Origin of the sequence: Streptomyces sp. 5-10 (genome assembly GCF_014712245.1) — a bacterium.
GTDB classification, from domain to species: domain Bacteria; phylum Actinomycetota; class Actinomycetes; order Streptomycetales; family Streptomycetaceae; genus Streptomyces; species Streptomyces violaceusniger.
The window spans coordinates 19,117-38,038 of sequence record NZ_JACVYG010000007.1 but is presented as its reverse complement, the minus strand read 5'-3'; the positions used below and the strand labels follow the sequence as shown (position 1 = coordinate 38,038).

Here is an 18,922-nt window from a genome sequence, read left to right as displayed (position 1 = left end):
TGAAGGGAGAAGATCTTGATCAAGGTCCGGAACTTGACCAAGAGGTATGGCGACAAAGTCGCGGTGGACGATTTGTCGTTCTCGGTGAAGCCGGGCAGAGTGACGGGTTTCCTCGGACCGAACGGCTCGGGGAAATCCACCACGATGCGAATGATCCTCGGCCTGGATGCGCCGACATCCGGCATAGCAACAATCAATGGGAAGTGCTATTCGCACCACACCGCCCCGTTGCACAGAGTCGGGTCGCTCCTGGATGCCCATTCGACGCACCCTTCACGCAGCGCTTTCGACCACCTCATGGCGCTGGCCCACACGCACGGAATCCCGCGCACCCGGGTTGACTGGGTACTGAAGATGACCGGCATCGACAAGGTAGCGAGGATGAAGGCGGGGGCCTTCTCGCTGGGTATGACCCAGCGACTGGGGGTGGCGGCAGCCCTGATCGGGGACCCTTCAGTGCTCATCTTCGACGAGCCGGTGAACGGCCTGGACCCGGAAGGCGTTCAATGGATCCGCAGCGTGATGAAGAAGATGGCCCGCCGGGGCCGGACGGTATTTGTCTCCAGCCACCTCATGAGCGAAATGGCTCTCACTGCCGACCATTTGATCGTTATCGGACAGGGGAAACTCCTCGCCGATATGTCGATGGCTGAGTTCCGGGAGCAGGCTGGTTCATGGGTGAGGGTGGTCTCACCGGAGGCGAACGTTCTGCGTGGTCTCCTCGATCGGGATGAAGCAAGGTTCACCGTACATTCTCCTGACACATTCGATGTTTCCGGCGTGGAGGCGGGAAGGATCGGCCACCTGGCCGCATCATGCGGAATCCCCTTGCTTGAACTGACGCCGCAATCAGAATCCCTGGAGGACGCATTCATGAGACTGACGGGAGAATCGGTTGAGTATCGGGGGGTTGGCCGATGACTCCGCTGGTGAAGGGGTATATCACGCGACGGCGCGTGGTTCGCTCCGAGTGGTCGAAGCTATGGTCGCTTCGTTCTTCCTGGTACACAATCGCCGCGTCCGTGGGGTCTGCGTACGTATTTGCCGGGGTCGTCGGCGCGGCAGTGAATTTCGGCAACGCGGAAAAGATTCAGATGGATCCGGTTCTCGTGAGTATGGCCGGTCTCAACTTCGCTCAGCTTTTGATTCCCGTCATGGGGATCATGATGATGACCAGTGAGTACACGACGGGGACCATCCGGCCCACCTTCACTGCGGTGCCCCACCGCCTGTGGGTCTTGTGGGGAAAGGTTGCAGCTTTGATGCTGACAGTCCTCCCCATCTTCCTGGTGGTCGCCTTCACCGTCTTCCCGCTGTCACAGCTCTTCCTGCAAGGCTCGCACCTCGAAGTGTCCTTCAGCGCCCCCGGGACGAAGCGCGCCCTGATCGGGGCCGGGGTCTCCCTGACTCTCCTGGCGATCCTCGGCCTGGGTCTGGGGGCCTTGTTGCGCAGTACCCCGGCGGCCATCGGCCAGTACATTGTCGTGTTGACGGTGATCCCGCAGGCCATGTCGATCCTCCCGTACGCCTGGCTGAGGACGGCTTCCGGGTATATGCCAATGAAGGCGAGCGAGTCTTTGATGTCCGCAAAACCTGGAACCGATCACGCCTCCCCCAGGGATGCACTGATCGCCCTGTCGGTCTGGGCGGCCGTGTCGGTCATTGCTGCTGGTGTATCGCTCACACGCAGGGATGCATGACCGGCGCCACGTTGACGCACACGCATCCATCTGAATTGCCCCTCCGTTGGGAAGGGTGGGTACACGGAAACGGCCCGCCTCACATGTGTGATGGCGGGCCGTTTGCCTTCATCCGCTGCCGCACTCCCGGACGACGATCTTGATCCACTCTTCAACCGCCTGATCGTTCGCCGAGAACAGTCCCGTCTTGGGCAGGATCCTCAGACCCCCCTCGCCCTGCTGGCGGTAGACGCGGCACAGCTCGGCTCTCTTCTCCGGAGACGCCAGACCCCACTCGGCTTCAGCCAAGCCCTTTGCCGTCGACACGCTTCGAGAGAAGGACGGACCCTTGTCAGACGGCTCGTCGTCCTGCGTACATCCGGTGGACAGCGCGACAATGGAGCAGCACAAGGCCAGCATGCGGTGTGTGAAGTTCACGCGGGAAGGGTACGGCTACCGAACCCTCGGCTTCCTCGTTTTCACCAGACAGGGCGCTTGTGTCCGACACCAGGGGATCCAGTGCCCACTTCCCCGCTCGCCTCATCCAGGGCGGACGTCGTTGACGAGTCGTTGGCTACACCGGGCGCATACGAGTCGGCGATTTTGGTGACCCTGGCGCCATTGGTCGACTCGTCGGCGCGGACGGCGCTGACCCAGGCTTCACTTTTCGTGGCTTTCTCGGCAAGGATCTGCTCGCCCTTGCGGTCTCGTGGCATCAGTCGCCGTTCCCCTCCTTGACGGCGATGGCCTGGGCGACACGTGCCCAGGCTTTGGCCAGGTCGGTGTACACCCTGGCGCTCTTGGGGTCCTTGGAGCCCCGGGCCTTGTTGGTGTAGGTCTCGATCCGGTTCAGGGCATCGCGGAACTTGCTGTTGTATGTACTCACGGGATTCATTCTCTCTGGCGCTCAGAAAGCAGCGAAGCGGCCCCTCATTTCGGACAGCGAGGGGCCGCTTTCGCATGTGCAGCCGGTGGATCAGTGGAACATGCTGGGCAGCATGGTGTAGTTCACGGGGATCCATCCCTCGTAGAGGCTGCCGTAGCCGCCCATGCCCTTGGTGATCTGCTTGACGCGGATCAGCTCGACACCGCCGACGGTCTTCTTCTCGTTCAGGTACTGGAACTGGTCACGGTTGGATAGTCCGGACCCGGTCTTGACGCCGTTGCTGTCGCGGAAGTCGACGGCGGAGTAGAGCGGGCTGATCGCGGAGGTGACGGTGCCGGTCGGCTTGGAGGTGGTGACGTCGGGGCAGTCGGTGACGGTTCCGGTCTCGTACCGGCCGGTGGCCGGGTTGAGCACCTTCTGCTCACTCGTCTTGCCGATGGCGCCGGGGCCGCAGGCGCTGTCGGCGACGGCCGTGGTGATGAGGACGCCGCCGGAGAGGGCGATGGTGACGGCGGCCACGGCGGCGACGCGCTTGGCGTTGTTCATGGAGATCCTTCTCATTTCCGGGAATTCTCAGTTACACGAACCAAGAATGCACAAGGTCCCGGCGGCCCGCAACTGGCCTAGGCAAGAGTCGGCCCATATATGAAAAGGGTCACGGGAAATCGCGGTACCGAGAAGTCTCAGATGCTCTTAGCCTGAAAACATGTCCACACAGCGCGAGGTTCCCGCCGATACCCAGAAGATTTTTGACATACACCCAGACTTTGTAACGCTTTGGCAGATCGTCGGGTGGGTAGGGGTGTCGCTGGGTGCTATCTTCCTGGCAGTGGTGCTGATCTACATGCGAGCGGGCTCAGGCATCCACCGCTCGATCAGCCCCTCGACCTCCAGGCGGTCCATGTCCTGAGTGGCTGGAGACCCGAGGATCCTCCGGACGCACTTGCCGTAATCGAGCCACCCCGTGGAGATCAGGCGGCTCAGAGACGAGACTGCCAGGACGACGTGCTTGAGATCTGACGTGGGATTTTCCAGGATCTTTATGCATCGCCGGGTCAGAGTCTGTGCGTTGATCTGACTGATTTCCGCACTTGGGCAGGGAGTGCGATGGGTCACAATCCACCGGTCTCCGTGTTGGTGAATCGACCCCTCCCAACTGCTGACGTCCATGCGGCAGACGCTGCACCGAGCCGGATATCTATTCGCCCTCATACTTCGATGATGGCACGTCGTAGGTGAATACGACAGGGCGAATGTGATAGGGGGCATATGCCGATCTTTGCGCCCGGCGCGCTTTTTGCATTCTGTTAAACCCACTTTCGTTGCTCACGGTGACGATCGATTACTGTATGTAGCATGGCTTACCCTCTTTCCGCTGATGCGGCATACAAGGCAATCAAGGACGAAGGCGTGCGGGTACGCGGCTTCGGAGACTGGAAAAAACACAACCGGGCAGGGCACGGCCTGTGGGGACCCGTTCACGGAGTGATGCTCCATCACACGGCTTCAGCGGGAACGAAATCATCTGTCCAGCTATGCCGGGACGGACACACCGCCCTCCCAGGACCGCTATGCCACGGCGTCATCGACAAAGACGGCATCACCCACATGGTCGGCTGGGGCAGGGCTAACCACGCTGGACTTGGGGATGGAGGAGTCCTGCGTGCCGTGGTCCGGGAAAGCAAACTCTCGAAGCCCCGTTTTGCCACAGTCGACGGCAATGCTCGCTTCTACGGTTTCGAATGCATCAACCTCGGAGACAACAAGGATCACTGGCCGGAAGACCAGATCGAGGCCATGGTCCGCGTATCCGCCGCGCTCCTCCGAGCCCATGGATGGGGAGTTCAAGGGGTGACTTCCGTCATCGGGCACGAAGAGTGGCAGGTAGGGAAAGTCGATCCGAGGGGGCCGGGATTCCCCGGGATGGACGAGATCCGCCTCCGTGTCGCTGAACGCCTCGGAGGGAAACTGGTCCAGAAGTGAGAGGAGCCCGGCCAGCTTGAGCAAACCCAGGGGGGACGGGGTGTTCGAGACCGGCCGGGCTCGCCAGAGAAGACTACTCCAATTGCCGTAGCTCTTGGCGATGAACGGTGACAGGGTTCACGTTTTCAGATGCCCTCTGTACGGATTGGGTGATCGTCAGGTAGCGTCTGCCAGCGTGTGCAACCTGGCGTGCACGCAAGAAGGACCGCCCGCGCACCATGGTCAGTGCTTGCCATCTGCGTATCCCATAACGCATCCGGCGTGCGGGCGGTCCTGCCACACAAGGAGGTCCGGCAGAATCCTGCGGGAAACCGCACCGGCAACTCGGCTGGTGTCACCGGTACTTTCCCTGCTCCCCGCAGGATTCCGTCGGATACCTCACGTCATCGGACCATCAATGATGTGAGGTGTTCGGGGTTTTCAGACCAGACCACCCGGGGCTGGGGTGTCCTCGCCCTTGTTCTGACCCGGAGCCTGGTCGGACTTGCCAGGACCCTGCTCGTCACCACCGGCCTGGCCACCACCGGCCTTCTCCAGGAACTTCTCGGTGTTGTCCTTGCAGCCCGCACCCAGGAGGAGCATGGGGTTCTGCTGCTCCAGAACCGGCAGGGCGATCGCGCAGTCGTAGGGTGGCAGCTCGGAGGCCGAGGCGGTGGTGGCGGTGAGACCGCCGAGGCCAGTGGCCAGACCAGCAACCGCGAGCGCACCGGTCGTGTACTTGGTGATCTTCTTCATGTATTCCTCACTTACAGGAGACCGGCAGCGAGGCCACCGTTTCCATTGCCATTGCCATCCCCCTGCCCGCTGCCTCCGTCTTCGGTGCGAGTGCTGGTCTCGCCCTTACCGTGGTCAGCGGAGAACAGTTCTGCTGGAATCTCGTTACCCGGCGAGAGCAAGCTGCTCGGGTAGTCGAGGTTGAGGCAGATGCCCTTCATGTCGTTCACGATGTCCGGGACGCCTTCGATCGTCCCGCCGACGAACGGGAAGACGAAGGAGTTGCGCATCCCCTCGATGCCGAGGTTGATGTCCTTGACCGGCGGGCAGAAAGGCAGGCCCGCCGCTTCTGCTGCGGTCTTCTTCGACGATGGATAGTTCACAGGGTCGCCCTGGTTGCCCTGTGGCGCGTCCTGATCCTTGTCCGGCTGAGGCTGAGGCGCCGGAGTGGGGGTCGGGTTCGGCGCGGGGATCGGCGTGGGCGCCGGAGCCGGTGGAAGCGGCCCCGGGTTCGGGTTGTCCGTCGGGTCTCCGCTGTTTCCGTTTCCGGAGTCACCCGGCTTCTCGTCGGAAGGGTCTTCCTGGGAGTTGTCGGTACCCGGCTCGCCGTCGACCGCCTTCAGTCCCCCCAGGAGTCCGGATGGAGCTTGAGGCTGTGCGGAGCCTGCGCTGTTCCCGGTCAGGCCACTGGTGAGTCCGCCCAGCTTTCCCAGCGCACTTGTCACTCCCTGCTGGGTGGACTGGTTGGGAATCTGAGAGGTGTCCGATGCGAAGGAGGTGCCCGTGGACAAAGCGGTCGCACCTGCGACAAGGGCGACGGCGGCGCCGACGCGGGTGGCGAGCTTGTTCATGGGTGCGTCCTCGGGTCTCGATCGTCACTCACAGTTACAACGAGTGATCCCATACTACGTAACGTGACGAAGCAATGGTGGCATGCTTGATCTTCGTGATGCCACGTACAAGGATCGTTACCTGGGTTCTCGCGGGACTCGCGACCCTCTCTCTCGTCTCCTGCTCAAGTGAAACGAAGCAGCAGGAAGCCCAGAACAAGACGCTTCCTGCCGGAGTTCACCAAGGACCCCTGAGGGAAGCCATCGGCGAACTGAAGGTCGCCAACGAAGGCAGCAGGCTGGGCTACTCGCGGGACAAGTTCAACATCTGGGCCGATTCCGATGGAGATGGATGTAACACCCGCAAGGAAGTTCTCCTCGCTGAGGCCGTCAGGAAGCCGAAGATCGCTCAGCCTGGATGCAGGCTCCAGGGCGGCAAGTGGCTGTCCTGGTTCGACAACAAGTCGATCACGAATGCGTCTGGCATCTCGATCGACCACCTCGTCCCGCTGGCCGAAGCCTGGCGCAGCGGCGCATCCAAGTGGAGCAGTGAAAAGCTGGCGAAGCTCGGGAATGACACGTCTTACGCACCCACCCTGACCGCCGTCACCCCCGAGGTGAACGCGGAAAAGGGTGACGCCGATCCGGCGAGCTGGCTCCCTCCCAACAGGGATGCGGTCTGTGCATACGCCGGTTCATGGGTGGCCGTGAAACTGCACTACGGACTGACCGCAGATCCGAGCGAAGTTGCCGCCCTCAAGGGACTCAAGAAGTGCCAGGACCAAGGTATGCAATGGAAAGGCGCCTGACCTGGTGAAACACAGACGGCGGTGTTACCGGAAACGTTTCCGGTAACACCGCCGTCTGTGTTTCCGTACTTTCCGTACTGAAATCAGGCGTCCGCGTCCCGGCGACGCTTGAAGGCGACCGCACCCGCACCCAGAGCGATCAGACCACCGGCAGCGGCCAGCATCGGACCGGTGCTGTCATCCCCACCGGTCTGAGCGAGCTGTCCCTTACCGGCCTCGGAGCCAGCAAGTTCCAGGGTGTCCTGGCCCTTGTTGCCCTTGTTGCCCTTGTTGCCCTCATCGCCCTTGTCACCGTCGTGCCCAGGTGCATGCTCGGACTTGCCGGGGCCGTCCTCACCCTGCCCGTTGTCACCCTGATCACTCTGGTCGGTCGGGTCCGGGGTGGGCGCTGGGGTCTCCTCGCCCTGATCGCCACCGTCATCGCCGGGCTGAGGAGTTGGGGTCTCATCGCCCGGAGCCGGAGTCTGGTCGCCGCCGTCTCCCTGGTCATCACCGCCGGGGAGACCCGGGAGGTCTGGCACATCCGGCACGTCTGGAACCTCGACACCGGAGTCCGGGCCGCCGCCGGACTCGTCACCTGAACCGGCGTGCTCGGCCGTGAACTTCTCGGTGTTGTCCTTGCAGCCAAGGGCGCCGAGGAGAATCGGGTTCTCCTGGTCGAGCAGCGGGAGAGCCACCGCGCAGTCGTACGGGGGGAGCTCCGTCGCGGAGGCGCTGGCTGCGGTCAGCGGGCCAGCGATGACCGCAGCGGCACCGAAAACGGCGGCGGCGCGAGTCAGGTTCTTCTTGGACACTTCTGCACCTTCGGTAGTCCGGTTTTCCTCTGCGCCCCCGCATGCCGGTGCGTGGCCGAGAGTCCTTCTTAATACCAGCTTAGATGCAGAGCGTAACGGCGTGCTTGCATGGTGTGCAGCGAAGAAGGGCTGGATTGTGAGCAAAACCGATCGGGATGTCGCTGCATCCGTTGCCGCGCAGTTGCGGAACCAGGCACGTCAGGCTGGCTGGATGACCGACCCTGCGGGGTGGGCCCGGGATGTGCTGGGTGTCCACATGTGGTCAAAGCAGCAAGAGATCACCGAGTCGGTCATCAAGAACAAGCGCACCGTCGTGGCGAGCTGTCACGGAACCGGAAAGGCGCTGGCCGTGGAAACCCCGATCCCCACGCCCGGCGGTTTCATGTCGATGGGGGACATGAAGACCGGGATGAAGGTGCTCGGCTCAGACGGATCGCCTGTGACCGTCACGGCCACCACCGGAATCCACACTGCGAGCCGTTATCGGATTGTTCTCGAAGGTCCCGACGGAGACCGGGAAATCATTGCATCGGGTGACCACCTGTGGCCCGTACTCACATCGCGCCCCCGCGCAGCGGCCGAACTCAAATGCCAGCGCGCCGGTCTCCCTCTGCATACCGGGCTGTGGCAGCACAAGACCCGGACGGTTTCGACGATCGAGCTGAAGAAGATGGTGGCAGGCCATCAGAGGCTGACGATCCCTGCCGAAACCCCGCAGCTTCATATTCGCGGCCCCAGGTGGACACCGGACCCATGGATTTCGAAACTTCTCCTGGAGCGGGGATGCGTCGACCGCGAAGGCCGACCGGCCCTGTCGTGGGAGACGCACCACACTTCCGGCGCCCCATCGGATGTGGCAAAAGTCCGAGCGTGGATGTCGGCCAGGGGTGTGCACACGCTGCTGCACAAGAAGCGTGAAGGCCAGGGTGCAACATGGACCCTTTCCTTTGCGGGCGACGCATCGATCGGCGCCCTCCCTGACCTGGACGCTCGTGCGGTAGCCATCACCCGGCACCTGACGTATCGCGACGTGGAGCCGCATCCGGGGTGGCGGGTCAAATCGGTCAAGCAGATTACTGACGGTGAAGTCCAGTGCATTGAGGTAGATGCGCCGGATCATCTTTATCTGTGCGGCACTGATCGAATTCCTACACATAACTCCATGATTTCCTCCGTGTTGATCTGCTGGTGGATTTCAACGAGGCCAGTGGGGGAAGCCATCGCCGTTTCATGTTACACAGACGACACTGAAGTGCTTACGCGTGACGGATGGAAGCTCTTCAAGGACGTACAAACCGGACCTGATGGCGATGAGTTCGCCACTCGCAGCCCGAAGACAAAGACCTTTGAGTGGCAGAAGGCTTTCCAGTATCACGAAGCGCCCTGGGACGGCGAGATTGTCGACATCAAGGGACGTAGTGTCGATCTACGGGTAACACCAAACCATCGCATGCTGACGCAGTGGTCTGTCTACAAAAATGGACAGAAGGAAGTCGGCGAGACTTTCAAGCGAGCCGATTCAATCGGACCTCGCGGCTCAGAGCTTCCCGCTCTTTCTTCATGGAGGGGGAAGACTCCCAAGACGGTCAGTTTCGGAAAGTACACCTGGGACACCCTTGACTTCGCGGCCTTCCTGGGTGCCTGGATGGCCGAAGGGAGCCTGGGTCCGAAGCGCGAGTATGTCCGCAAGGGCGGCTATGCGGGGAGCGTCGAGGGTGACGTCACCGAGATGGCTGGGCCCGTCATCCTCACCCAGCTCCCCCACACCAAGGGGTACGAGCCGTACCGGAAACTCCTCGCCCGCATGATCGGCCGGGAGCCCGCCCGCAGTATGGATAAGAACTGGTTCTTCTCCTGCTCTGATCTCTACGAGTACCTGAAGCCCCTCGGCAAGGCTGGCGACAAGTACATCCCTGACGAGGTGAAGAACTGGGGCCCTGAAGCCCTGGAGAAGTTCCTGGAGTTCTACCTCCTCGGCGACGGCTGGTTCCAGAAGTCGCAGGGCAAGCGTGGCATTGAAGGCTACGGATCATGGCGGTCATGCACTGTAAGCAAGCGCCTCGCCGACGACCTTCAGGAGGTCGCTCAAAAGATCGGACGCCACGCCACCATCACCGAACGGGAGCCCCGCGACGGGGGCGCCTTCGAAGACGGTCGGCGCATCCTCAAGGAGAACTGCCGAACCGGGTACTACCTCATCTTCGGTGACTGCCAGACCAAGCGGATCAAGGCGTCGCGATCCCAGTACAAGGGGAACGTGTACTGCGTCTCAGTGCCGAACGAGAGCCTGTATGTGAGGCGTGGTGGGTCACCCATCTGGTGCGGGAACACGGCACCGACCTACGCCCAGGTTAACAAGATCCTCTGGGAAGAAATCCGCAAGCATCACGCAACAGCCAAGCGTCGCGGTACACCACTTCCGGGATATGTGACCCAGGGGGATGAATGGAAAGCTGACGACGGGCAGATCCTGGCCTTCGGGCGAAAGCCAGCACATGGTGACAGGCATGGCTTTCAGGGCATCCACCGCCGCTTCGTTCTCGGAGTCATCGATGAGGCGTGCGGTGTCCCGGAAGAAATCTGGACCGGTATCGAAGCGATCACCACCAACGAGGGCTGCCGCATCCTTGCGGTAGGCAACCCGGATGACCGGAACACCGAGTTCGGTGCCATGTACACCAAGCCGGAGAATGCGCAGGACTGGCACAGGATCTCAGTTCCTGCTTCCTCCACCCCGAACTTCACTGGCGAGGAAGTGCCCTCGCTCCTGAATGAGGTTCTGGTGTCGAAGGCTTGGGCCGAGGAGCGCTTGCGGGCCTGGGGCAAGGATGACCCCCGGTACATCTCGAAGGTGCTGGCCAGATTCCCCGAGCAGTCACAGTCGTCCCTGTTTCCCCCAGCCGTGATCAACCAGGCTTTCGAGGATGTACCGGTTCAGCCTGTCGGCCCTGTGGTGCGGATCGGCGTGGATGTGGCGCGCTTCGGAACCGACGAGACTGTGGTGTCCTCGTACATCGGCTCCACCGCACGCATCGAGGAGGTCTGGGCGGGTACGGACACGGTCTCGTCGGCCTACCGGGTTCTCCGCCTCGCTGAGGAAATCAAGGACCGCCTGAAATCGTCGTGGGTGGAGATCCGGGTGGACGCGGTAGGTCTGGGTGCCGGTGTGGTGGACACCCTCAACGCCAGGGCCGCGCTTCTTCCGGACCCCTGGTTCAGTGTGTACGAGATGCACGGGTCGGCCTCCCCTCCGGTTGACGTCGGCGGCTCGGTGCACGGTTACGGCAACGCGAGGGCCTTCTGGTTCGATCAGCTGCGGCAGTCGATGCGCAACGGCACAGTGAAGATCGAAGAGAATCAGCAACTTCGGGACGACCTGGCGATCGTCTTCTACTTCATCCGCACCGGCAAGCTGTTCATCATCCCGAAAGAGGAGATGAGGCAGAAGCATGGCCGTTCCCCTGACTATGCCGATGCGCTGGTGTATGCGACGGCCCCGGTGGCTGAGGGGTTGGAGGTCGGCTCGACTGTTTCGGAGGATGCAAGTGACATGGCTCACGATCTCTCGGATCTTGACGATGACCGTGAGCTGTCGATCGCACCCTTCTGACCTGGCTTCGGTCACTCAGTGTGTTCATCAGGTAACTCTGCGTACACTGATCACCATGGGATTTGCATCGATGGCAGAAGACATGAAGCGGATCGTCGAGCCTGTCGACGTCCGCCTGAAGAAGACCGTGGCGCCCCTGGAGGCGGGGGTGGCTGACCTGGGCGGGAAGTTTGCCGACCTCAAGGCGACCGTGGAGCAGCTGACCTCCGCTCACGAGAAGACCGCCGCCGAGCTGGCCGAGGCCAGCCAGTTCCTCCTCGTGCTGGCCGAGCTGGCGGGCATGCCCGTGCCGGACGAGGTCAAGGGCCACAAGAAGTAACACCCGACCGCCCCTGAGGGGGCCCTGCGCATCAGGACGGCCGTCATGCACGAACCGGCGTACGCGGTACACGACAGGATTGCCATCCGGAGGGCAGCGGCCCCCGAGGGAACGAGACAGCGACAGACGGTCGATCTGTACGCGCATCTGCTGGGGCACATCCTTCAGGCGTATGGGGAGTCAGGACCCCTGCGTTCGATGGCCTTGCGCAAACTCTCCGAGTCGCTGAACGACATCCTCGATCATGACCAGTTGGTGCAGGCGTACCGCCAGCGCACACAGCAACAGCGCGGTACGCCGCAGCAATGGGCCGGGGGTGCGACCGGATATCAGGTACCGCCCGGCGGCCTGACACATTGAAGAAAGGTGATCCGCTTTGGGTTTCCGTACCGCGTTGTTCAACGCCCGATTCTGGGGTGCATCCTTCGAGCGGGCCGTCCTGACCGTCATCCAGGCGCTGGGCGCCCAGGTGGCCGTGTTCTCCGCCACGGACATCGAAAAGCTTGGGTTGAACGGCCTTCCGTGGTCGACCATCACCTCGGTCTCGGTCTTCGCCGGTCTGTCGTCGCTCCTGACCTCCTTGGGGAAGGCTGGGGCTACCAAGGGGCGGGGTCCGGGTCTGGTCGAGCAGCTGACTCAGAAGAAGGCCAAGACCGTCACGCCCTCCGTCGGGGTGACCGAGCCCACGGCAGGCAGTGACGGAAAGACCGTCAAGTAATCCACCACAATGAGCGGGAAACGTAGTGGCTGAAGATATTGTCACCATGCGTGACGTATACACGCTGGTGCAGCAGCTGAATACGAGGACCGCCGAATTGGTACAGCAGGTCAACACGCTCGCCGAACGGGCCGAAGAGGACCGGGCCCAGTTCGGCGAGCTGGCAGAAGAACTGGGCAGACTGAAGATCAAGGTGTATGCCTCGACCGCAGCCATCGCCATCGTCGGGACCGTGATGACTATTCTGGCCCAGATGGGAAATCTGTCTCAGTAGACCAAGCGGATTCGCTGAAAGGTGACCGTCTCGTAGGGGTCGGATTCTCCGGTCTCGTACAGGACACCGATAAACAGCGGATCAATGTACACCAGGTCCGAGTAGGCGGCAGGCAGTCCGCTCAGAAGGAGAGCGGGCTGCCATACCTTCCCCTGGTCGAAACTCGCGCGAAGCATCATCAAGGCACGTTTCCCCGTATGCATGGGCCCCGTGTAGAGCAGCATTTCGGGGACTCCGGGATTCAGCACGCTGCCCTGGCAGACGGGTCCCATCAAAGACGGCTGCGGCTTGAACGGGCGGCCGAGCGACTGCCCCCCGTCAGATGAGTAGGCATCTGCCCGCACACCCGGTGCGCTGGAGTTGTTGCGGCAGTTGAAATAGATCCTTCCGTCGGGCAGCTCCGCCGCCGTGGTTTCGTTGACATTGATCCATCCGTCGGGCTCGGAGTCGGTGTATCCGATTTCCCAGGTTTCCCCGCCGTCATCACTGATGAGGCAGTGGCCACCGTTGTACTGCCGCTCGTCTCCGGTGTCGTCACCCCCAGGCGGGATGGAGTGGTTCGCCGGGACGACGATTCTCCCCCGGTACTCTCCCACCTGAAGCTGGATCCCGTGTCCGGGCCCGGTGGCGTACCACCTCCAGTCTTCTTTCTTCACTGACGAGGTGATCTCCCTGGGGCCGCACCACGTTTCCCCCTGATCATCCGTGCTGGTGATCCACACGCGTCGGCCGTCCTTCATCGATACCTCGCCACGCCGGATCTTCTTCTCGCTCACCCCTTCTGCCTGCTGGACATACAGCAACAAGATGCGTCCGTCATCGAGTGCGACAGGCGAAGGATTTCCCGCCACCCCGGCGCCGTTCTCGGCCACCACCTTCAAGTCCCCCCAGGTGAGCCCTCCATCGGTGGACCGTTTCATCACGATGTCGATATCACCGTGGTCCCGGCTGGAGCCGACTCGTCCTTCGGCGAACGCGAGGAGGTCTCCGTTCGCGGTCCGCGTGATGGCGGGGATCCGGTAGGTGTGATAGCCGCCTTCTCCGGACCGGAACGGCACGGAGGTCTCGCATGAGGCAAATCCTGGAATATCCACGAGATAACTCTAGAGAATCATGCGATTACTCTGTGCTTCATGGACAGCCCGGATCAGCCCATCAGCAACATGTCTCCCACCGAAGTGCGAGCCCTGATCAACACGCTGGAGACCCGCAACGAAGAACTACTGGACCTGGTGGGTGACGAGATCCGGGAGGCTGGGGAATTCGGAACGGCGCAGCTCGCTCTGGAGGACATCGGATGGCGCCCATTGTCGGGTATCGCGAAATCCGCCAACTCCTTCACTCTGGAGGGCCTGCACCGGGCCTCTGAGATGTGCCGCGCGGTGGCGACTATCAATCCGCTGGTCGAGCGCGGCCTGAAGGTCCGGACGGGATACATCTGGGGATCCGGCGTCTCCGTTGTTCCCAGTGAGTTCATCACCGGCCCGGGGCGTCCTCGCACGGTGAACACCACGCCGGAACTCCCGGCGGGGCTGAGCGACGTCCTGACCGGCGCGCTCGCCCAGATGGAGATCGAGATGTCGGCGGCCACCGACGGCAACCTCTTCTTCCTCGTGGACAAGAAGGCCAAGACGGTGCAGCGCATTCCCTTCGAGGAGATCTCGGAGGGAGTATCCCAACGGGGTAACCGGGAGCGCTTGATGTACATCCGGCGGACCTGGAACGACTGGGATCTGGAGCTTGACCCCAGTGAAGAGATTGACATCCAGCCCTTCACCAAACCCAAAAAGAGCCGCAGTAAGCCGAAGTTCAACTACCAGTCGGTGTGGTATCCGACCCCTGCGGCGATGGAGGGGAGGCGTGACCTGCGGTCGGGGGCGATCCAGAATGATCCGGTTGATCATTCCAAGGTCATGGTGCACATCGCTTTCAATCGGATGGTCGGCTGGAGGTGGGGCGTCCCGGATGTGCTTCCCGCGATCTGGTGGACCAAGGCATACAAGGAGTACCTGGAGAACTGCGCGACTTTGACCAAGGCGTACGCCAGGTTTGCCTGGAAGGTGACGAACGAGAAGTCCAAGGGTGTGCGGCGGACGGCGGCGACGCTGGCGCAGGCGCCCCGGACGGATCCGGCAACCGGCCAGCCGTTGTCGGTGGGGGCGTCGGCCGTGCTGGGCGCGGGTCAGGATCTGGCGGCTGTGGGCAATAAGTCGGCTGTTGACTTCGACGCCGGACGCCCTCTGGCGGCGATGATCGCTGCCGCTCTCGACGTGCCGCTGCCAGCATTGACCGAGGACCCCACTATCGGAAACCGGGCGGGGTCCACCTCTTTGGACACCTCGACCACTCTGGTGATGCAGGCGCGCCAGAAGGTGATGGACGAAACATTCCAATTGATCTTCAGGATGCTCGGCCTGAAAGTCCGCCTGCGCTGGCCGGAAATTGCCGAGGAGCCAATCCATCGGCGGCTACAGGCAATCGACATGGCAGTTCGCATGGGCGTCCTGTCGGACAGGGAAGCCCGGTCAATGGTGCTGGACGCATGGCACGACAAGTGGGATGACTTCCCCGCAGACCCGCCAAAGGAAAAGGATCTGCCGCATCCGATGAAACCGAAGGAAGACCTGGAGAGCGGGGCTTCTTCCGGTGGCACGGGTGGCCCGGGTGCGCCATCCCCGTTGAAGACGGGCAGCCGGACAGGGGGGCGCCCGCCGAAGCAGCCGGATCCTATGTCGATGGGCGACCACGGACTACGGGATGAGAGCTCCGGAAACTCTGAGTAGTCAGAGCAAGGTCGTTTGGCGTTACTCTAAGGAGCGATCCATCACCATCAGTGACATGAGGTAGCCCGGTGGTAACTGCCGTCCTGGCGGAATCCGCACCCCTTGCCCAACCGAGCGACATCGAGGGCAAGGGCATTTGGCGTGCCCGGCTGATCGAAGCCGACGTCGAGGGCAGCTCCGGTTTCTATCCGGCCGAAGTGCTGAAACGTGATGGACCTGCCGCATTTCCGGCAGGAACCCACGTGTACTACGACCACCCGTCGTCCAACGAGGAAAACGACCGCCCCGAGCGCAGCGTCCGTGACCTCGCGGGATACCTGGTGGACGATGCCGGGTTCGAAGAAGGCCCCGATGGAAACGGGCTCTTCGCCCGAATCCAGTTCGTCGAAGGCGCCAAGAGCCTGGCCCAGTCCCTCGCACCCATCATCGGACTGTCCATCCGGGCATCCGGGGACATCGAGAACACCCCGAGCGGAAAAGTGGTGCGCAGCATCCGTGAGGGCGTATCTGTTGACCTAGTCACCCGTGCTGGAGCGGGAGGAAGGCTCGTCAATATGACAGAGTCGACTAAGCCGGTATCCCCCCCGGCAGAGGAGACCAAGTCCAAGGCGGCGACGGAAGTCAATATTCCGTCGACCATCGGCGCGGGTAGCCTCGTCAACGAGGTCTCTTCCCTGAAAGAGTCGATCTCCGATCGGTTCCAGGAATTCTCGGTCGAGATCGCGCGCCTGGGGCAGCAGCTCCGCGAGTCGCAGCGGGAGACCGAGAAGCTGCTGCGGGAGAACCGCACCCTGTCCGAGACGGTGACTTTCCTGCGGGAGCGCCAGGAGGCGTCGGACGCCAAGCTCGGTGAGGCCAAGAGCATCGGGGACACGCTCGCCGAGATCCTGGAATCCGGAGTGCCTGAGCCGTCGATGATCCGCATCGCGCAGACGTATCGATTCGGCCAGGACGACCTGCATGAGTCGATCAAGCGTGAGCGCGAGTACCTGAAGAAAGTCTGGCGCGAGTCGGAGCGCAGCGGCCTGTCCAAGTCGGAGACCGGGAACCTGGGGCTGACCGAGTCCGCTCTGCGCTCCGACACCACAACGGTGTCGGACGAGGACTTCGGCGAGATCGAGTCGGTTCTCTCGGGGAAGCAGCTGTTCTGATTCATGGCTACCAACGAAATTTTCAAGTACGGACAGTGGCTCTCGCTGCCGCTCCCTCTGCGCGGGGATGACCCCCACGTCAACGAGGACCCCACCCGCAACGGCGATCCGGTCCTCATCGGTGACATCGTCGGATTCGCCCAGGAGGTCGGGGGCGTTCCTGTGATGTGGCCGGACGCTGAGGCATGCGCGAACGGCAGCGGCCAGAAGTCGAGCATTTCCTGGATGATCCGTCGCAACACGGCGAACTCCCTGGAGCCGGGCTGGGCGTCGGTCGCACTCGTCGGCGCCTTCTGCTACCCGGTCGAGGGCTGGGATCCGACCACCTCCGGCACTGGTTCGGCGGTCGGCATCCGTGCCGCGAAGACTTCCGAGGAGAAGGCCGTCCTGGTTCTCAACTCCGAGGAGGACCACTGGTTCGGCCACATCGTCGGCCAGACCAAGATGCACATGAAGGACCCGGAGACCTGTGAGCCCATCGGGCCCGAGGTCATGGTGCCGATCATCAACGTCGTGCAGTCCTTCAGGCCGCACCCGAACGCTGTTCCCGACAAGCCCGCCGGTTCTTGACCCACGGGAGGGAGGTAAAGGATTATGAATATGTCTGACCCCAAGCTCAAGGCCCTGGACGGCATCAAGGCCACCTCGAACTCGATGTTCACGGACATCGCCGAGGCTCACATCGAGCGCCGGTCCGCACTGAAGAAGCGCGCGTTCTCCTCACTCGCCCAGCGGCGCGGAGAGATGGAACTGCTGCGCATCATCCGTGAAGCGAGCAACCTGACCGGCCCCGGACAGCATCTGGCCATGGGCAAGCTCCGCGAGGCCGTGTCCTCCGGCGACTTCCCGGTTCTCTTCCAGACGATCAGCCAGGCCAGCATGCTCGGCCAGTACGCCGAGCTTCCACAGCAGTGGCCCACCTTCGCCGTGCGCACTACCGTGCCGGACTTCCGTCCAGCTCGCATGGTCCGCTGGGATTCCCAGCTGGACCAGCTCCCGGACTACAACGGCGGTGCCGACCGGCACGTCCGGGCACTGCCCCGCATCCCCGAGCTGACCGAGTACCCCACCTTCAACCTGACCACCGAAGGTGCCGACTACTTCGTCAACAAGTACGGTGCGCGATTCCCCTTCTCGTGGGAAGCGTTCATGAACGACGAGCTGCGGGTTCTTCAGCAGCTGCCGACCGAGATGGCCCGCTGGGCGCGCGACACCGAGGACGTCCTGACCACGGGCGTCCTGGCGACCGCCGAGGGGCCGAACCCGGACTTCTTCAACCAGGCCGAGAACTTCGGTTCGCAGGTCGGCACCGGCAACTACGTCAAGGACAACCCGCCGCTGTCGCTGGATGCCCTGGAGAAGGCCATCCAGCAGATCGGCATGCGGCAGGTCAACGGCCGCCAGGTCCGGGTGCAGAACTTCGTGCTGCTGGTCCCGCCATCCCTGGCGCTGACCGCCCAGGCCATCGCGCAGTCCACCACCTACGTGCGAGTGCACCGGCTGGCCACCGACGAGGAGATCCGCACCAACGTGAGCAGCCCGGTCGCGGGCCGCTTCACGGTCGTGGAGAGCCCCTGGCTGCCACTGATCGACCAGTCGCGCGCCGCCCCCACCACCTGGTATCTGCTTCCCGCTGGCGGTCAGACCGAACGGGGCCCCGCCATCGTGACCGCGTTCCTGCGTGGCCACGAGGTCCCCGAGGTCCGTGTGATGGGTGACACCGGCCGCGCCATCGGCGGCGGAGACATCCCGGCCTTCGAGGGCAGCTTCTCGCACGATGACATCCAGTACCGGGTGCGCTCCATCATCGGCGCCGCCGGTCTGGACACATCGGCGGTCGCGGTGTCCAGGGGCAATGGCGAGTCGACCGGCCCGGCCGAGGACCCGCACGCCCCAGGTCTGATGCGCGGCCCGGTGATCCCGGTCCACGACACCGACCCGAACGAGGTTCCGGACGTCCCGCCCCCGCCGCACCGCGACATCCGGGAGCAGATCGCCAGCGAGACCCGCGCTGCGGTGAAGGCCGAGCTGGATTCCCGGGCGAAGGCCGAAGCGGAGGCCAAGGCGGCAGAGGCCGAGGTCAAGGAGGAGGCCGAGACGAAGTCCCCTCCACCTCGGTCCACGGGCCGCACGCAGGCCAAGGGGACCGACAAGAGCTAATCCCCTGATCGGCGCCGCCTCTCCCCCCTGCGGGCGGCGCCTCCTGGCGGGCCGGGCCCCATCCCCTCTCCCGGTCCGCCATCCAGCTCCCCGCTCGACCCTGACTCGGCGGGGAGCTGGATTTTTCATGGTCACCCCATGTACTGTCTGACTCAGGAAGCTTTCCTCCTTTACTCCTTAGGGATACGGCGGGATCGTCTTCTCCTTTCCGG

Annotated in this window: 22 protein-coding genes; 14 read left to right on the top strand and 8 right to left on the bottom strand. The window is 62.9% G+C overall.

What is annotated here, in order from left to right; all coding sequences use genetic code 11:
- Positions 1 to 15: 15 nt before the first annotated feature.
- Together IEJ02_RS10680 and IEJ02_RS10675 are read left to right on the top strand one after the other, a co-directional pair.
- A complete protein-coding gene (locus IEJ02_RS10680) occupies positions 16 to 921 on the top strand; it encodes an ABC transporter ATP-binding protein (protein WP_191064539.1) in 906 nt (301 codons plus the stop codon).
- Positions 918 to 1,700 carry an ABC transporter permease gene (locus IEJ02_RS10675; protein WP_191064538.1) on the top strand — a complete coding sequence of 261 codons (783 nt, stop codon included), beginning with the start codon at positions 918 to 920 and terminating at the stop codon, positions 1,698 to 1,700. Before IEJ02_RS10680 ends, IEJ02_RS10675 begins: the two co-directional genes overlap by 4 nt.
- 108 nt (positions 1,701 to 1,808) lie before the next feature.
- Here IEJ02_RS10675 and IEJ02_RS10670 read toward each other — a convergent pair whose 3' ends face one another.
- From IEJ02_RS10670 to IEJ02_RS10655, 4 genes are all read right to left on the bottom strand, one after another.
- A complete protein-coding gene (locus IEJ02_RS10670) occupies positions 1,809 to 2,117 on the bottom strand; it encodes a hypothetical protein (RefSeq protein ID WP_191064537.1) in 309 nt (102 codons plus the stop codon).
- Positions 2,118 to 2,158: 41 nt separating this feature from the next.
- Entirely contained in the window at positions 2,159 to 2,395 is a 237-nt protein-coding gene (locus IEJ02_RS10665; protein ID WP_191064536.1) for a hypothetical protein, read from the bottom strand.
- On the bottom strand, positions 2,395 to 2,565 hold the full coding sequence (locus IEJ02_RS10660; RefSeq protein WP_191064535.1) for a hypothetical protein: 171 nt from the start codon (positions 2,563 to 2,565) through the stop codon (positions 2,395 to 2,397). Before IEJ02_RS10660 ends, IEJ02_RS10665 begins: the two co-directional genes overlap by 1 nt.
- 90 nt (positions 2,566 to 2,655) lie before the next feature.
- Complete coding sequence (locus IEJ02_RS10655; protein ID WP_191064534.1) at positions 2,656 to 3,111, bottom strand: hypothetical protein; 456 nt, start codon at positions 3,109 to 3,111, stop codon at positions 2,656 to 2,658.
- Positions 3,112 to 3,271: 160 nt separating this feature from the next.
- Between IEJ02_RS10655 and IEJ02_RS10650 the strand changes: the two genes are divergently transcribed.
- Together IEJ02_RS10650 and IEJ02_RS10645 are read left to right on the top strand one after the other, a co-directional pair.
- Positions 3,272 to 3,475 carry a hypothetical protein gene (locus IEJ02_RS10650; protein WP_191064533.1) on the top strand — a complete coding sequence of 68 codons (204 nt, stop codon included), beginning with the start codon at positions 3,272 to 3,274 and terminating at the stop codon, positions 3,473 to 3,475.
- A gap of 446 nt (positions 3,476 to 3,921) precedes the next feature.
- A complete protein-coding gene (locus IEJ02_RS10645) occupies positions 3,922 to 4,548 on the top strand; it encodes a peptidoglycan recognition protein family protein (RefSeq protein ID WP_191064532.1) in 627 nt (208 codons plus the stop codon).
- 420 nt (positions 4,549 to 4,968) lie between these two features.
- On the opposite strand, the gene IEJ02_RS10640 is transcribed toward IEJ02_RS10645, so the two are convergent.
- Positions 4,969 to 5,283, bottom strand: coding sequence for a hypothetical protein (locus tag IEJ02_RS10640; protein WP_191064531.1), 315 nt, complete (start codon positions 5,281 to 5,283; stop codon positions 4,969 to 4,971).
- An 11-nt stretch (positions 5,284 to 5,294) separates the two neighbouring features.
- Complete coding sequence (locus IEJ02_RS10635; RefSeq protein ID WP_191064530.1) at positions 5,295 to 6,113, bottom strand: hypothetical protein; 819 nt, start codon at positions 6,111 to 6,113, stop codon at positions 5,295 to 5,297.
- 95 nt (positions 6,114 to 6,208) lie between these two features.
- Between IEJ02_RS10635 and IEJ02_RS10630 the strand changes: the two genes are divergently transcribed.
- Positions 6,209 to 6,901 (top strand): GmrSD restriction endonuclease domain-containing protein, encoded by a 693-nt coding sequence (locus IEJ02_RS10630; protein ID WP_317985778.1) that lies wholly within the window; start codon positions 6,209 to 6,211, stop codon positions 6,899 to 6,901.
- 83 nt (positions 6,902 to 6,984) lie between these two features.
- On the opposite strand, the gene IEJ02_RS10625 is transcribed toward IEJ02_RS10630, so the two are convergent.
- Positions 6,985 to 7,695: an LPXTG cell wall anchor domain-containing protein gene (locus tag IEJ02_RS10625; RefSeq protein ID WP_191064529.1), complete on the bottom strand. Its 711-nt coding sequence runs from the start codon at positions 7,693 to 7,695 to the stop codon at positions 6,985 to 6,987.
- 136 nt (positions 7,696 to 7,831) lie between these two features.
- Here IEJ02_RS10625 and IEJ02_RS50360 point away from each other — a divergent pair, with 136 nt between their 5' ends.
- The 5 genes from IEJ02_RS50360 to IEJ02_RS10600 are packed head-to-tail and all read left to right on the top strand — an operon-like array spanning position 7,832 to position 12,616.
- On the top strand, positions 7,832 to 11,305 hold the full coding sequence (locus IEJ02_RS50360) for an LAGLIDADG family homing endonuclease (protein ID WP_191064528.1): 3,474 nt from the start codon (positions 7,832 to 7,834) through the stop codon (positions 11,303 to 11,305).
- Positions 11,306 to 11,360: 55 nt separating this feature from the next.
- Entirely contained in the window at positions 11,361 to 11,624 is a 264-nt protein-coding gene (locus IEJ02_RS10615; RefSeq protein ID WP_191064527.1) for a hypothetical protein, read from the top strand.
- A 45-nt stretch (positions 11,625 to 11,669) separates the two neighbouring features.
- The gene (locus IEJ02_RS10610; RefSeq protein ID WP_191064526.1) at positions 11,670 to 11,984 is read left to right on the top strand and encodes a hypothetical protein; all 315 of its coding nucleotides are present in this window, start codon (positions 11,670 to 11,672) and stop codon (positions 11,982 to 11,984) included.
- A gap of 16 nt (positions 11,985 to 12,000) precedes the next feature.
- Positions 12,001 to 12,342 carry a holin gene (locus IEJ02_RS10605; RefSeq protein WP_191064525.1) on the top strand — a complete coding sequence of 114 codons (342 nt, stop codon included), beginning with the start codon at positions 12,001 to 12,003 and terminating at the stop codon, positions 12,340 to 12,342.
- Positions 12,343 to 12,367: 25 nt separating this feature from the next.
- Complete coding sequence (locus IEJ02_RS10600) at positions 12,368 to 12,616, top strand: hypothetical protein (protein WP_223863685.1); 249 nt, start codon at positions 12,368 to 12,370, stop codon at positions 12,614 to 12,616.
- On the opposite strand, the gene IEJ02_RS10595 is transcribed toward IEJ02_RS10600, so the two are convergent.
- On the bottom strand, positions 12,610 to 13,704 hold the full coding sequence (locus tag IEJ02_RS10595) for a sialidase family protein (RefSeq protein WP_191064893.1): 1,095 nt from the start codon (positions 13,702 to 13,704) through the stop codon (positions 12,610 to 12,612). The two genes, IEJ02_RS10600 and IEJ02_RS10595, sit on opposite strands and share 7 nt — an antisense overlap.
- A 45-nt stretch (positions 13,705 to 13,749) precedes the next feature.
- Here IEJ02_RS10595 and IEJ02_RS10590 point away from each other — a divergent pair, with 45 nt between their 5' ends.
- The 4 genes from IEJ02_RS10590 to IEJ02_RS10575 all read left to right on the top strand — a co-directional run bounded on the left by IEJ02_RS10590 (position 13,750) and on the right by IEJ02_RS10575 (position 18,710).
- A complete protein-coding gene (locus tag IEJ02_RS10590) occupies positions 13,750 to 15,399 on the top strand; it encodes a hypothetical protein (RefSeq protein WP_191064523.1) in 1,650 nt (549 codons plus the stop codon).
- A gap of 68 nt (positions 15,400 to 15,467) precedes the next feature.
- Positions 15,468 to 16,550, top strand: a complete 1,083-nt coding sequence (locus IEJ02_RS10585) for a hypothetical protein (RefSeq protein WP_191064522.1) — start codon at positions 15,468 to 15,470, stop codon at positions 16,548 to 16,550.
- Positions 16,551 to 16,553: 3 nt separating this feature from the next.
- Complete coding sequence (locus IEJ02_RS10580; protein WP_191064521.1) at positions 16,554 to 17,120, top strand: hypothetical protein; 567 nt, start codon at positions 16,554 to 16,556, stop codon at positions 17,118 to 17,120.
- Positions 17,121 to 17,150: 30 nt separating this feature from the next.
- Positions 17,151 to 18,710 carry a phage major capsid protein gene (locus IEJ02_RS10575; RefSeq protein WP_191064520.1) on the top strand — a complete coding sequence of 520 codons (1,560 nt, stop codon included), beginning with the start codon at positions 17,151 to 17,153 and terminating at the stop codon, positions 18,708 to 18,710.
- The last annotated feature ends 212 nt before the right edge of the window (positions 18,711 to 18,922 follow it).